Below are 13443 nucleotides of genomic sequence, written 5' to 3' on the forward strand. Positions count from 1 at the left end.
CCGTGACGACGATCAATCTCCCTCTCGACGGCAAGATCGTTCCCTACACGCTGACCGGCACGCCGATCGCGCTCGCCAAGCGCGACGCCAAGGCCTTTCCGCGCATCGCCTATGCCGCCACCCATGTCGTAGCCGATCCGCTCGCCGACAACGATCCGTGGCTGACGCCGGCGATCGACTGGGAGCGGACGCTGGCCTTCCGCCACCGGCTCTGGGATCTCGGCCTCGGCGTTGCCGAGGCGATGGATACGGCGCAGCGCGGCATGGGCCTCGGCTGGCCGGAAGCGCGCGACCTCATCCGCCGGGCGCTCAGTGAGGCGGCCGGCCGCAAGGATGCGCTGATCGCCTGCGGCGCCGGCACCGACCATCTGACGCCGGGACCCGACGTCACCGTCGACACGATCCTCAGGGCCTATGAGGAGCAGATCGAAACCGTGGAGGCAGCCGGCGGCCGCATCATCCTGATGGCGAGCCGGGCGCTTGCCGCCGCCGCCAAAGGGCCGGACGACTATATCCGCGTCTATGACCGGATCCTTCGCCAGGTCAAGGAACCCGTCATCATCCATTGGCTCGGCGAAATGTTCGATCCGGCGCTCGAAGGTTACTGGGGCAATGGTGATCATATCCAAGCCATGTCCACCTGCCTCGAGGTGATCGAGGCCCATGCCGACAAAGTCGACGGCATCAAGATCTCGCTGCTCTCCAAGGAGAAGGAAGTGGCGATGCGCCGCCGGCTGCCGAAAGGCGTGCGCATGTATACCGGCGATGATTTCAACTATGCCGAACTGATCGCCGGCGACGAAGAGGGCCATTCCGACGCACTGCTCGGCATTTTCGATGCGATCGCTCCGGCTGCCTCGGCAGCCCTCGAAGCGCTCGGCCGCAAGAGCAACCATGAATTCTTCGATCTGCTGGAGCCGACCGTGCCGCTGTCGCGCCACATCTTCAAGGCGCCGACGCGCTTCTACAAGACCGGCGTCGTCTTCCTCGCCTATCTCAACGGCCTGCAGGACCATTTCGTCATGGTGGGCGGCCAGCAGAGCACGCGCTCGCTGACGCATCTTGCCGAACTCTTCCGCTTGGCCGACAAGGCCCGGGTTCTCGCCGATCCGGAACTCGCAACGGCGCGCATGAAACAGGTGCTTGCCGTCCACGGCGTCAACTGAAGCACGGGCTGCTGCATAATTTTGTCCTTAAGTCGGAACCGGTTTGAGGACAAAATTATGCAGCAATTCAAAGTGCTACAGCGTCCTTTGCGCGTCTGAAGAGACGCGCGGCGCTGTAGTGATGGGAGGAGAATAACATGCAGGTCGAAGGACTTTCGATCAACCTGGCGACGATCCGCGAGCAATGCGGTTTTGCGCAGGCCGTCGATATCTGCCTGAAACACGGCATCACTGCGATCGCCCCCTGGCGCGACCAAGTCGCCAAGGTCGGTCTCGACGAGGCGGTGCGTATCGTCAAATCGAACGGCATCAAGCTGACCGGCCTTTGCCGCGGCGGCTTCTTCCCGGCGGCGAACGATGCCGACTGGCAGAAAAACCTCGACGACAACAGGCGGGCCATCGACGAGGCGGCAGCATTTTCCGCCGATTGCCTCGTGCTCGTCGTCGGCGGCCTGCCTGATAGTTCGAAGGATATCGTCGCCGCGCGCCGAATGGTGTTCGACGGCATTGCCGCCGTTTTGCCGCATGCGCAGGCTGCCGGCGTGAAACTCGCCATCGAACCGCTGCATCCGATGTATGCCGCCGACCGTGCCTGCGTGAACACGCTCAGTCAGGCGCTCGATATGTGCGAGCAGCTCGGCGAGGATGTCGGCGTTGCAGTCGATGTCTACCATGTCTGGTGGGATCCCGATCTTGCCAACCAGATCGCCCGCGCCGGCCGCATGAAACGCATCTTTGCCCATCACATCTGCGACTGGCTGGCGCCGACAAAGGACATGCTGCTCGACCGCGGCATGATGGGCGATGGTGTGATCGACCTCAAAGGCATAAGACGGATGGTGGAGGCCGCCGGTTTCTTCGGCGCGCAGGAGGTGGAGATCTTTTCGGCCGAAAACTGGTGGAAACGCCCGGCCGACGAAGTGATCGCCACCTGCGTCGAGCGCTTCAGGAGCTGCTGCCAGGCCTGATTTCAGTATTTGTTTCATCACGCATGCAGGAGGATCATTCGATGGAGAAACGCCGTTTTGCCCTGATCGGTACGGGAAACCGCGGCACCACCATGTGGGGCAAGGATCTGCTTGCCGGCTGGCGCGAACATGTCGACCTGACCGCCATCGTCGAGAGGAATTCGCTGCGCGGCGAGCGCGCCCGCAACATGATCGGCAGCAATGCGCCGCTCTACGAAAACATCGATTCGATGCTTGCCGAGCAGAAGCCGGATCTGGTCATCGTCTGTACGCCCGACCATACGCATGACGATATTGTCGTGCGGGCGCTGGAGTCCGGCATCGACGTCATTACCGAAAAGCCAATGACGACCTCGGTCGAAAAGATTCGCCGGATTCTGGATGCCGAAAAGCGCACTGGTCGCCGGGTCGACGTGTCCTTCAACTATCGCTATGCGCCGACGGCTGCGAAGATCAAGGAATTGCTGAATGCCGGCGAGATCGGCCGGGTCACCTCAGTCGATTTTCATTGGTATCTGAACACCAAGCACGGCGCCGACTACTTCCGCCGTTGGCATGCCTATACGGAAAATTCCGGCAGCCTGTTCGTCCACAAGGCCACGCATCATTTCGATCTGCTGAACTGGTATCTCGACAGCGATCCCGAAGCCGTCACCTCTTTCGCCGACCTGCAGAATTACGGCCGCAAAGGCCCGTTCCGCGGCCCGCGCTGCAAGCTCTGTCCGCACGCGCATGAATGTGACTACTATCTCGATCTAGAGGCCGATCCCTTCCTCGATTCACTCTACGAGGATCCCTCGAAGATCGACGGCTACTTCCGAGATGGCTGCGTCTTCCGCGAGGACATCGACATTCCCGATACGATGGTGGTGTCGCTCCGTTATCGTAACAATGTCCATGTCTCCTATTCGCTGAACACCTTCCAGCCGATCGAAGGCCATCACCTTGCCTTCAACGGCACCAAAGGCCGGATCGAGCTTCGTCAATATGAGGCCCAGCCCTGGGAAGAGCCGAAGGAGGACACGATCCTGCTCATCCGCAATTTCCCGAACGGTAGGGAGGCGGTAGAGCGCATCGTCGTTCCGCATTTCACCGGCGGCCATTACGGCGGCGACGACCGGATGCGCAACATGATCTTCAAGCCCGACATGGAAGACAAGCTTGCGCAACGCGCCGGCACGCGGGCGGGTGCCATGTCGGTGCTCTGCGGCATTGCGGCGCTGACGAGTTCGCGCACCGGCAAGGTGGTCGAGATTGCCGATCTCATGCCTGAACTTGCCAATGACGGTTCGCCAAATTCGCTGAGGACGTCGCGCTGATACCCTTCGATAGAGCGTTGTTTTTAAGCAATTCCGGACGCAAAACCGCTGCGCACTTTTGCTGGAATTGCTCTCAGCCGCTTGACGCGCCTCAGGCGATGTTTTCGAGATTTGCCTGATGGATCTGGTAGAGCAGCGGCTTGCCGGTCACGAAGCGCTCTATCTCATCCACCGCCATCTCGCCGAGGCGCGCCCGTTCCAGCCCGATGGCGCCGGCAATATGCGGTGTCAGAAAGACGTTCGGTAGATCGTAGAAAGTAGAACCTGCCTCCGGGATTTCCGGATCGGTGACATCGAGGACCGCGTCGATGCGACCGGTCTTCAGCGCTGAAAGCAGGGCGGCCTCATCGATGAGAATGCCGCGCGCCGTGTTGATGAGCGTCGCGCCGTCCTTCATCAGCGACAGCCTTCGCGCATCGATCATATGCTGCGTCGACGGCAGCGACGGCGCATGCAGGGAAACGATATCCGCTTGCCGCATCAATTCGTCGAGATCGACCTTTTCTGCTCCCAGGCCGGCGGCCTCGGCGGCATCAAGCGTCGGATCGGAGAGCAGCAGTCTATAGTCGAAGGGTTTCAAGAGCTCGATCACGCGCCGGCCGATGCGCGAAGCGCCGACGATGCCAACGGTGCGGCGATAGTTTCCGATCGCTTCGCGCTGCATCAAATGTGTCCGGTCGCGGTTTCGGTCGGCAACGTAGAGATCGCGGAAACGGAAGACGCGCTTGCCGGCGAAGATGATTGCCGCCAACGTGAATTCGGCCACCGGCACGGCGTTGGCCTCGGCCGAATGGCTGACCGGGATACCGGCTTCGAAGATGGCGTCGTCGATGACGCCTTTCACCGTGCCCGCCGCATGGACGATGAACTTGAGATGCGGCGCCGCAGTGGGAATTTCGGGCCCGACATAGGGCCCGCCCCAGCCGGTGATCAGGATTTCCGCCTCGGTCAGCAGACGTTTCGCACGCTCGTCGTCGAAGCGCTGCAGCGGCTTGGAATCAAGCAGGCGACCAATACTACTCAACCGGCGCAGGACCTCATCCGGCAGGACGTGCTGCGTGCGCGACGGTTGCATGGCAAGGATAATGGCCGGCTGGCTCATGGCATTTGTCCGGGCGCTTCGATGGCGCTGACTGTGACGCCCTTTTCCCTCACCAGGGCCTCCAGCACTGCAATCTCAGGTGCTTTCGGCGGTCTTGTCCAGGCGGACGAGAGAGCGGCGGGATCGTCAAGCGCCAGCACCGCCGTCACCAGGATGGTTTCACCGGCCGGAATCTGCCCACGCAGCTGCGGCACCAGGGTTTTCGCGACGATCACATTGGTGTTGGGCATTGCCTTCTGGACAATACCCGAACGTTTGACCGAAGAGCCGAGATCGAGAATGCCGGTGAAATCGGCTTCGCCGACCGCATAGGCAATCCCACCCGAAGCGGACAGCGTATCCAGCTCGAAATCCCGGCGGCCGATGGCAAATCCGCCTTCGGCAATCCGCAACGGCCGGCTTGTCCTGATCCTATGGAGGCGGATATGCCAGGGTGCGGCGGGCACGAGCCAGGTTTCGACGTCGACATCGGCAAAAGGCGACCATTTCGCAAACAGCACCTCGCCTGCGATCTTGGCTTCCTCGTTCGTTTCGCGCACGCGGTAGTGCAGGCCGTCATCGCTGAAGGCAAGCGCTGAATCGAAGGCAGCGAGCGCAAAGGCACGCTCATCGGCCTCGACGCTGAAGCCGTAGCGGGCCGAATAGGCGAACTTCGCATATTTTTCCGTGCCGCACCGCATCTGCAGGTTTTCCTGGCCGGAAGACAGCGCAACGACATCGCCGCCCGCCCGCATGATCACCATGCCGGGATGACGCTGGGAGACGATGTCAGGTGCTTGTTCCGGCACTTTTTCCTTCGCCGTCCAGAATGGGTGATCCTCAGCGATCGCCAGCGGCAGGAAGGCCTTGAAGGCCCAGTAGGGCGAGCCGGCGGAATTGTAGCTCTCCGACATTAGCAGGTTCGGATAGCCGAAACCGATCGACAGCACGCCGTCGCGATCGGCAATCGGCTTATCCTTCCACCAGCGCAGATGCTGCAGGCAGAGATGCTTGACTTCGCCCCATGGCAGAGCCTCGACATCGGCAAAGGCGAGCGCCGACCAGAAGCCGGCACAGGCAAAACGATAAGTCAGGCTGCGGCCGAAGGGGATCGTCGCCCCGTCGGCGGCAAACCAGTGCCGGAAATCTCGGGCGAAGAGGACCGCGCGCTCGCGGTAGCGCTTTGCATAATCGTCGTCGACGAGCTTCGAATAGATCAGGCCATAGAAATGCATGGCGAAGGGAATGTAGTGGTCGATGCGGCGGACGTTTCCATCGCGATACCAGCCGTCACCGATATAGAAGCCTTCGAGCTCCTGCAGATATTGCCGCGTCAGGCTGCGGTCGAAATCGGCGCCGAGACGATCGAGCGCGATATCGACGAAGATCCGGAAGAATTTCCAGTTGTTGTCGGCATAGTCGAACTGTCTGACATGCTTGAGATAGGCGACGACATTGCCGCGGGCGCGCGCATCGAGCGGCTCCCAGATCTTTTCCGGCACCAGCGCCAGGGCAAAACCGAGAGCGGCAAGCTCGACCATCCGCTGATCGCGGCCATTGACCTTTCCCCAATATTCCGGATGGGCGGGATCAGTGCCGTTTGCGAGACCTTCGGCGAAACGATGCCAGTGGGCGAAGTCGCCGTTGCCGGCGCCAAACGGCGCCAATCCCCAGAGCGGGCGGGCGAACCCTTCGAGATCGGCCGCCGCCCGGTCGAAATGGGCGGCGCCGCCATTGAGGGTGACGCGGGCATTACCCTTCGAGAAACAGGCAAGCAGCGGATCGAAGAGCGCAAGCAGGGCGCGGCTCATATCGGCGCGGGTTTCCAGCGGATTGCCGGCGAGCGGGTTGGCGCTGGCGGGATCATAGGTCATCGGTATCACTCACGGGTTCTAGAGCATGATGCCGAAAAGTGTGAGCGGTTTTCGGACGACATCATGCTCTAACTATTTAATTTAGCACAGGATTCAGATTTTAGGCCTTGGCCTAAATCATCCTGTTCTAGGCGTTCGGAACAGTCCCTCCCGGAATGGGAACGACCGCCTGGCAGATGTGGCGCGCAGAGGCCGTCCTGTTGCGGAAACGGGACAGCATCAGCGAAACGGCTTCGCGCCCGAGGGCTGCGCGGTCGACACGCATGGTGGAAAGCGCCGGATTGGTCATGAGCGCGCAGGGCAGATCGTCGAAGCCGACAATCGCGAAATCCTCCGGCACACGCAGCCCGGCCTCGGTAACGGCCTCGAGCACGCCGACGGCGATAAAATCATTCATGCAGAAGGCGGCGGTAAAACCAGCATTCTCGGCAAGTGCTTCTGCCGTGCGTTCATGCGCCTCTCGGCTGGCGCTGCCTTGAAGGGCTAGGGACAAGAGACGGCCCTCGGCGCCGGGGACGGCGGCGATCGCCGCCTCGAAACCGCGCACGCGCTCCCGGATCGTATGGCGGTGAGAGCCGCTCAGATGCAGGATGCGGCGATGGCCGGCCTTTATCAGCCGGCTGGTCGCCTCATAGGCGCCAAAGAAATTAGCCGGCGAAACGCCATCGAACTGCATCCTGGGATCGGTGCCGTTGACAAGAACGGTGGGGGTCATGCTGGCTTGCAGCCAGTCGCGCAACATCTCGTTCGGATCGATACCAACGAGAAAGAGACCTTCAGCGCCTGCGGTCTGCATATAGTCGCGCACGGCATCCGGCGTGGTTCGATCTTCGCGGACCAGCCGGACTTCGAAGGGCATGCCCGCTTCGGCAGCGCCGGCACGCAGGCCGTCGACGATCGCTTCATAAAAGACGCTGAGGGTGCCGGTGACGCCGTCGCTGGCAATCAGCGCCAGTCCCCCCGCAACCGCTTCGGAAGCAGGCTTGACGGGATAGCCGTTCTCGGCTGCCACCTTCAATATCTGCCGGCGCACGCTTTCGCTGATACCAGGTTCGTTGGCGAGCACGCGTGACACCGTGGAGACCGAGACGCCGGCCAATGTGGCTATATCGGCCTGACGCGGCCGTCTGATTTTTTGGTCGTTCATGGGGCAAACATTATGCAAATAATGCAAATTTGCAAGAAAATGATTGGTTCTTGCAATAAAATTTTTTTTGCGTAGTCTATTTGCTGAAATGCTCTGACAACGCCATTGGAGGATGGCAGCGGGCATATTGGAACAAGGAGGATATCATGCAGGTCAATCGCCGTTCATTCCTGATGGGTTCAGCCGGCGCGGCCGCCGGCCTCGCCTTCGGCGCCGGAAGCGCCATTCCGGCCTTTGCCGAAGACGCACAGTTGCGCGCCATGTGGTGGGGATCCAACGACCGCGCCAAGCGTACGCTCGAGGTTGCCAAGCTCTATCAGTCGAAATCGCCCGGGGTGACCGTGGTGGGCGAATCGCTCTCCGGCGACGGCTACTGGACGAAGCTTGCCACCCAGATGGCCGGCCGCGCCGTCGCCGACGTCTTCCAGCTGGAGCCCAGTACGATTTCGGACTATTCGAGGCGCGGCGCCAGCCTGGCGCTCGACGAATTCGTGCCCACGACGCTGAAGGTAGATAGCTTCGGGGCTGATATGCTGAAGCTCACCACCGTCGACGGCAAGCTTTATGGCATCGGTCTCGGCCTCAACTCCTTCTCGATGTTCTTCGACATTCCTGTCTTCGAAAAGGCCGGCCTGCCGTTGCCGACGCCCGATCTCACCTGGGAAGAATACGCCAAGCTCGCCGTCGAACTAACGAAGGCAGTCGGCAAGCAGGGCTTTGCAGGCGGACCTTATGCCGCCCGCTACGCCTACGTCTTCGACGCCTGGCTACGCCAGCGCGGCAAGAGCCTCTATGCCAAGGAAAGCGCTGCCCTCGGCTTCAACGCCGATGACGCCAAGGAATGGTTCACCTACTGGGAAGACCTGCGCAAGAAGGGCGGCACGGTCGCCGCAGACGTGCAGACGCTCGACCAGAACACGATCGACACAAATTGCCTGGGGCTCGGCAAGTCGGCGATCGGCATGGCCTATTCCAACCAGATGGTCGGCTATCAGCTGATCATCAAGAACAAGATCGGTATCACCACGCTGCCACGCGAGAAGAAGGGCGGGCCGTCTGGCCACTATTACCGTCCGGCGCTGATCTGGAGCATCGGGGCCACGACCAAACACGCCGAAGAGGCAGCGAAGTTCATCAATTTCTTCGTCAACGATGTCGAGGCCGGCAAGATCCTCGGCGTCGAGCGCGGCGTGCCGATGTCGCCGACGGTGCGCGAAGCCATCCTGCCCCAGCTCAACCCGACGGAGCAGGAAACGGTCAAATACGTCAATCTCCTCAAGGATCAGGTCGGCGAATATCCGGCGCCGGCGCCGATGGGATCGACGCAGTTCGATCAGCGCGTGCTGCGCCCGATTTGTGACGAACTCGCCTTCGAACGGGTCTCGCCCGCCGATGCGGCAACCCGGCTGATCGAAGAGGGTAAGGCAACGATCAAGGGATGATCGGTCGCCGGACATGAGAGGAGAGGCCCGCAACACCCCGGCGGACCTCTCTTTTTTTGGAATGTCAGTTGCCCAGGCTTTCGACCACGCGCCAGTCCGGCCGGCCGAGATTGAAGGGCCAAGCGTGCACATCCCGATCGTTGAAATAGACCACTTCCTGCAGATTGGGGAAGGCGCTCTGCTTCAACGTAACCGTTTCGATCCACGGCTTCATATAAGCGTCGCCGCCTTCATAGCCGAGCTCCGCCACCCAGACGGGCTTTCCGTAGCCGGCGACGAGATCATATCCCTGCTTCAGCGCTTCCGAGAAGGTCCGGTGCTCATTGTAGGCAAGCTCATCGTAGCGCTGCAGGCCGAAGACCGAGATCCCGACGAGGTCGACATAATCGTCGCCGGGATAGTAGGCCTCGAGGCCAGGCTCTCCCTTCGGCGACCACATGAGCTCGGTGCCGGGCGCCTCCTGGCGGACAATGTTCATCATCCGCTTGTAGGCCGCGATATAGTCCTGCGGGCTCCAGCCGGACCATGAAAACCGACCCGACTTGTCTTCCATCTCCTGTCCCCAGCGAACGATCACCGGGCTTTTCAGCTGGGAGATCATCTGTGCGATCGCACGCATGTTGACATCATAATCACCGCGCAGAACCTTTGCGCGAAGCTCCGTGGAGGTCAGCCGCCAATCGACGTCCCAGGACCATGGCTCCACGGTGATCAGCAAGTTGCGGCCTCTGGCCTGCGCATAGGCATCGGCGACGCGCAACGTCTCGAGGTCGACGTCCTCCCATGGTAAGAACAGGGCTTCGGTCGCGACATTCGCCTGGGCGCCGAAATCGCCGTGGGGATCGTAGGCACCGAACTTGATGCCGTCGGCGTGAAGCACGGGGCACTTGTCGATGATCGTCCGCACGGCCGCGGCCGGGTTCGGGGCAAAGGCGGCATATTGCACTTCGCTTCGGCCCGGCAGATCCGCGACACACAGTAGCAGCAGCGCTATCGCGGCGGTCGAGAGGTGGTTTTTCATCAGCTTCTTCACGGCTCACCCTCCTTTTCGGGCTATTTCCTGGCTCAGCAGGATCTGCTTCACTTCGCTTGCCTTCGCGCTCACGGTATCGGCGGGAACAAGCTTCTGGAATTCATCATCCTGACGAACCGATGCGTGGCGGAAGACATACCATTCGCCGTTCGGCTGGCGCCGCTGGTAGATCGTGTTGCCGATCTTGCGATGTCCGAAACAGGTGCTGGCGCGGGCCGCGCCCTCGGCATTCGTCCAGGTGGCGCGCATGCAGAGCTGGCCGAGATCGTCGACCACCCATCTGCCTTCAGCAAAGGACGGCTTCCCCTTGTCGTTGCTCCAGGCGACGAACCGCCGGCCGTCGTCGAAGAAACGGCCGCCGCCGGTGTTCCAGGTCCAGGTCTTGTCGCCGTAGATCCGATAGAGCTCATAGGCGCTGAGCGGCGTCGGCGCCTGCTTTTTGGCGACCTCGGCGCCGTGCGCTGCCACCGGCAGGCACAGGCTGAGAGCAAGCGCTGCTCCCCATAGTCTCGATCCGATACTCATTACATCCTCCATACTCGACACTTGCCGGTTCCGCCGGCTCACGCACCCTGTTCGTCTCGGCCGGTTCTGCCGAAACCATTCCATCTCAGGTGGAATTTCACGATCCTGGTCTTGCCGCCACCGAGGCCGGCGCCGGCCACGGCAAATTGCGTTTCGGTGAAACTGACGAACGTCTGGCCGTGCGAAAGAGCTTCGAGGCCGCGCAGGCCGTGGCTCCCCGCCTGCGTGCCGCCGGCGACAAAAATCGCAAGCCCGGTGGCTGTCGCAAGCCACAGCCCGCGCGATTGCGGCAGCCGCGGCAGATCGTTTTCGACCGCGTGGCGAATAACGATCAGTACCGTCAGCGACAGGTAGACCGTGAGGTTGATCATGGCGAAAACATAAAAACCCTGGGCGGCCGCGGCATCGGTCGCAAACATCATTGCGGCGGCGGAAAGGCCGGCGAGCCCGATATAGGGCGCGATGACGCGCAGCGGCAAAGACCGCTGCTGCTGCCTTCCCTTCGGCGTGATGCGGAAATCGACGAAGGAGCCGCAGATATGGTCGCGAACAGCGGCAAGGCTGCCGGCAAGCGACCATGGCCAGCGCAGAAAGATGAAGGCAAGCCCTTCCCAGCCGAGCAGTTTCGCATCGTGCGGCCTGAAGGTTGCCGTTGTCCGCCAGAAGAAGGCAAACAGCGTCAAGACAATCGACATCGGCGCGAAATGCAGCAGGAAATCCGGATAGGTGACATTGACGAAGACACGGCCCGTCAGCAGCGCAGCAACCGGCAGCAGGAACATCATGGCCATGAAGACGGAAAAGAGCGGGTACCAGAGCTGCGAGAACACGAACTGGAACCTCAGCCGCCAGGGCAGATGCATGATGTGGCGGCGCGAATGCTGCAACAGAATGGTGACCAGGCTGCGCGACCACTGAAATTCCTGGACGACGAGGTCGGTGAAATTCGCCGGTCCGTCGCCATGCGCGATCGCATCGACGGCATGCACGCCACGCCAGCCGCCGGCATTCATCATCAGCGTCGTCGAATGGTCTTCCGCAAGTTCCGGGCCGAGGCCGCCGATCTGACGAAGGGCGGCGGTGCGAACCGCATAATGGGAGCCGATACAAAGAGGTGCCCAGCCGTTGTTGTAACCCGTCTGCAGCGAACCGTGCAGGCTTGCCTCCGCATAGAGCCTGCCGCGCGCCGCCCAGCTTGTCCCGGCATTGGCATCGCAAATGCTCGGAGCGGAGACGTAGCCGATCTCGGGATCGGCGAAGGGGCGCAGGATTTCACGGAGGTAGGTCGGCGTCGGCACATGGTCGGCATCGAACTGGGCGACGAAATCGTAGCGCGCATAGCCGAAATGGTCGTAGAAATAGGCGAGGTTGCCTTCCTTGCAACGCGTCCGGCGCGGCCAGGTGGTGCGATGATACTCCGCCACACCTTTTCGGGTGGAGATCAGCACGCCGTGCGCCGCACACCAGCGCCTGGTTTCCTCCGAAGGGTCCTCGTCGGCGAGCCAGACATCGAAATCGACGCCGATCTGGTCGAGCATCGCCTGCAGCGTAGTGCGGACGACGGCAAAGGGCTCGGACGGCGCCTTGGTGACGACCATAGCCACCCGCCCTTCCGGCAGCCCTGCGCGAGGGCTGACCGTCCTCGCATCGAGGAAGATCAGGATGAAATAGGCCGGCACAAGCGTGATCCAGGCAAGCACGAGGGTGACGAGCACGAAGGTGGCCCAGGAAATGATATGGGCGGACTGGCACCACCAGATCCAGAAATAGCCGAGTGCCGTCAGCCAGCAGAGAATGCCGAAGCCATAGGCGACACGGTTCCAGCCGGTGAAAACAGGATCGAATGCATCAGCAGTGACGGCTTTGGCCGTCCTGACGCCATGGCCGATTTGCGAGACATTGCTCATGCCCTCATCTCCAGCCCGAAGGTGGGACCGGCGGTGCGGATGATCGTATCGATATCCGAGAAAGCCGGCGAGAAGCCGAGTTCCGCTTTCGCCCTTGCAGTATTGGCAAAGAGGATCGGCGGATCGCCGACGCGGCGGGAGCGATAACGCACAGGGACTTCGCGGCCGCTGGCGCGATGGATCGCCTCGAGAATCTCGCGCACCGAGGTGCCCCGGCCGGAGCCGAGATTGACGCTGAGCGAGCCGCCGTCCGCCAACAGATGATTGACGGCCGCGAGATGCGCCTGCGCGAGATCGCTGACATGAATATAGTCGCGAACACAGGTTCCGTCCTCGGTCGCATAATCGGTGCCGAAGATATCGAGCCGCTCCAGCCTGCCGGCGGCGGCGAGAAGGGCGCGCGGGATGAGATGGGTCTCGGGTTGATGACGCTCGGCGAGCTCGCCGTCTGGATCGGCTCCGGCCGCATTGAAATAACGCAGTGCGGCAAAGCGGATGCCGTAGGCAGCGGCAAAATCCTCGAGCGCCATTTCGAAAATCAGCTTGGTGCGTCCATAGGGATTGACCGGGTGCTGCGGGCTTTCCTCCCGTATCGGCAGCGAGGCGGGGACGCCATAGGTGGCGCAACTGCTCGAAAAGATGATCCGGTCGATATCCTGGTCGAGGCAGGCCTCCAGCAATGTCAGACTGCCGACGACGTTGTTCCGGTAATATTTCCTCGGCATCTCGACGGATTCGCCGACATAGGCATTGGCACCACAATGGATGACGCAATCGGGCGAAAACTCGGCAAGGGTCCGGCGCAGCGCGGCTGCGTCGGCAAGTTCCGCCCGGATGAGCGGCCCCCAGCGGACACTGTCGGCATGTCCGGTCGAGAGATTATCGTAGGTAACCGGGATCATGCCGCCGCGCGACAGCGCTTTGCAGATATGACTGCCTATGAAACCGGCGCCGCCGGTGACGAGAATGTAGCGGGGCATC

Annotated in this window: 11 protein-coding genes; 4 read left to right on the forward strand and 7 right to left on the reverse strand. The window is 61.7% G+C overall.

Going from position 1 to position 13443, the window contains the following annotated elements; all coding sequences use genetic code 11:
- Positions 1-2 precede the first annotated feature (2 nt).
- The 3 genes from G9X67_RS25325 (at position 3) to G9X67_RS25335 (ending at position 3453) form a co-directional block, all read left to right on the forward strand.
- On the forward strand, positions 3-1166 hold the full coding sequence (locus tag G9X67_RS25325; protein ID WP_171599952.1) for a DUF993 family protein: 1164 nt from the start codon (positions 3-5) through the stop codon (positions 1164-1166).
- A gap of 137 nt (positions 1167-1303) precedes the next feature.
- The gene (locus tag G9X67_RS25330) at positions 1304-2134 is read left to right on the forward strand and encodes a sugar phosphate isomerase/epimerase family protein (protein WP_171599953.1); all 831 of its coding nucleotides are present in this window, start codon (positions 1304-1306) and stop codon (positions 2132-2134) included.
- 41 nt (positions 2135-2175) lie between these two features.
- Positions 2176-3453, forward strand: coding sequence for a Gfo/Idh/MocA family oxidoreductase (locus G9X67_RS25335; protein ID WP_138388541.1), 1278 nt, complete (start codon positions 2176-2178; stop codon positions 3451-3453).
- A gap of 91 nt (positions 3454-3544) precedes the next feature.
- On the opposite strand, the gene G9X67_RS25340 is transcribed toward G9X67_RS25335, so the two are convergent.
- The 3 genes from G9X67_RS25340 to G9X67_RS25350 all read right to left on the reverse strand — a co-directional run bounded on the left by G9X67_RS25340 (position 3545) and on the right by G9X67_RS25350 (position 7555).
- Positions 3545-4555, reverse strand: a complete 1011-nt coding sequence (locus G9X67_RS25340) for a hydroxyacid dehydrogenase (RefSeq protein ID WP_138332050.1) — start codon at positions 4553-4555, stop codon at positions 3545-3547.
- On the reverse strand, positions 4552-6408 hold the full coding sequence (locus G9X67_RS25345) for a DUF2264 domain-containing protein (protein ID WP_171599954.1): 1857 nt from the start codon (positions 6406-6408) through the stop codon (positions 4552-4554). The genes G9X67_RS25340 and G9X67_RS25345 overlap by 4 nt, the downstream gene beginning before the upstream one ends.
- A 127-nt stretch (positions 6409-6535) precedes the next feature.
- Positions 6536-7555 carry a LacI family DNA-binding transcriptional regulator gene (locus tag G9X67_RS25350; RefSeq protein ID WP_138388544.1) on the reverse strand — a complete coding sequence of 340 codons (1020 nt, stop codon included), beginning with the start codon at positions 7553-7555 and terminating at the stop codon, positions 6536-6538.
- Positions 7556-7701: 146 nt separating this feature from the next.
- Here G9X67_RS25350 and G9X67_RS25355 point away from each other — a divergent pair, with 146 nt between their 5' ends.
- Positions 7702-8997: an ABC transporter substrate-binding protein gene (locus G9X67_RS25355; protein WP_138388545.1), complete on the forward strand. Its 1296-nt coding sequence runs from the start codon at positions 7702-7704 to the stop codon at positions 8995-8997.
- 64 nt (positions 8998-9061) lie between these two features.
- Here the strand turns inward: G9X67_RS25355 and G9X67_RS25360 are convergent, their stop codons facing one another.
- From G9X67_RS25360 to galE, 4 genes are read right to left on the reverse strand one after another with little or no spacing between them, the layout of a single operon-like run.
- Positions 9062-10030 (reverse strand): glycosyl hydrolase, encoded by a 969-nt coding sequence (locus G9X67_RS25360; protein ID WP_171599955.1) that lies wholly within the window; start codon positions 10028-10030, stop codon positions 9062-9064.
- 3 nt (positions 10031-10033) lie between these two features.
- The gene (locus tag G9X67_RS25365) at positions 10034-10555 is read right to left on the reverse strand and encodes a DUF995 domain-containing protein (RefSeq protein ID WP_138332045.1); all 522 of its coding nucleotides are present in this window, start codon (positions 10553-10555) and stop codon (positions 10034-10036) included.
- A gap of 38 nt (positions 10556-10593) precedes the next feature.
- Entirely contained in the window at positions 10594-12462 is a 1869-nt protein-coding gene (locus tag G9X67_RS25370; protein WP_171599956.1) for a glycosyltransferase family 2 protein, read from the reverse strand.
- A complete protein-coding gene (gene galE / locus G9X67_RS25375) occupies positions 12459-13442 on the reverse strand; it encodes a UDP-glucose 4-epimerase GalE (protein ID WP_171599957.1) in 984 nt (327 codons plus the stop codon). Before galE ends, G9X67_RS25370 begins: the two co-directional genes overlap by 4 nt.
- Position 13443 lies beyond the last annotated feature (1 nt).

The organism is Rhizobium sp. WYCCWR 11152 (assembly GCF_013087615.1).
GTDB lineage: Bacteria > Pseudomonadota > Alphaproteobacteria > Rhizobiales > Rhizobiaceae > Rhizobium > Rhizobium indicum.